This is a genomic window from Microvirga sp. P4_A5, from assembly GCF_056402495.1.
The window spans coordinates 1-927 of the sequence record NZ_JBFUHH010000210.1; the positions used below are offsets into that span (position 1 = coordinate 1).

The following is a 927-nucleotide window of genomic DNA, read 5'->3' on the forward strand; positions in this document are numbered from 1 at the left end:
CTGCACGAGGGTTTGAAAAAGGCGTTCGAAGAGGAATTCCTCGACGAGATCATCTCGTTTCCCCGTCAATCCGGCGGCCGGCCCTATCTGGTCCTCGTCCCCGGCCAGCGGTTTTCACCCCACGAGAAACCGGACGCGGTGGTGCTCCTCCTCATCGATACCGAGCAGCGCACCAAGGTGTCGGGCGACACGCTCGTGCGGCTCTACAATCTCACGCCGGCCGAGACCCGCGTCGCCCTGATGCTGATCGACGGGAAGCGGCTCGACCAGATCGCGGAGGAATGCGAGATCGCCCAGACCACGGTGGTGTTCCACCTGAAAAATCTCTTCCGCAAGACCGACACCAACCGACAGGCCGACCTCATCCGGGTGCTGCTCTCGGTTCCGTTGCGATCCGCCGCGGCCTGAGGGTTTACGGATTCGTTACCACGTCTTCAATGGAGGTGACCCGACGCAACTTTGCCTTGGTTCGTTCAGCTTCCAGTGAGGATGGGCGAACTAAATATGGCGGGAGGAGAGGCGCAAGAATCGCCTCTCGTTTGCTCAAGGTGACGCTCATGAAAGTAATGAAAGTTGTCTCGGGAGGAGTTGCGGCCATGGCCTTGATGGGCGGGCTCGCAATCTCCGAACCGGCCGCCGCCCGGGACCGATTGAACCCCGGCGCCGCCGCCGCCCTCGGCGTGCTGGGCGGATTGGCCGTCGGCGGTGCGATCGCCGCCTCGCAGGCTCCGGTCTACGCCGCGCCGGTCTATGCCCCGCCGCCACCGCCGCCGCCCGTCTATTACGCGCCCGAGCCGGTCTATTATGCACCGCCACCGCCGCCGCTCTATCGCCCCTGCTTTACGGAGCGCTCCAGCGAATGGGTTCCCGGATGGGGCTGGCAGCCGAGCCGCCGGACCGTATGTCGGTAACGAAAAGGGCCCGCGA

Annotated in this window: 2 protein-coding genes; both read left to right on the plus strand. The window is 64.5% G+C overall.

Translation table 11 applies throughout. The annotated features are described in order from the left end of the window. Positions 1-408 (plus strand): helix-turn-helix transcriptional regulator (locus AC1DVM_RS23185; RefSeq protein ID WP_477258498.1); only part of this gene is annotated, 408 nt, incomplete at its 5' end. Between the two features lie 149 nt (positions 409-557). After that, positions 558-911: a hypothetical protein gene (locus AC1DVM_RS23190; RefSeq protein WP_477258500.1), complete on the plus strand. Its 354-nt coding sequence runs from the start codon at positions 558-560 to the stop codon at positions 909-911. The last annotated feature ends 16 nt before the right edge of the window (positions 912-927 follow it).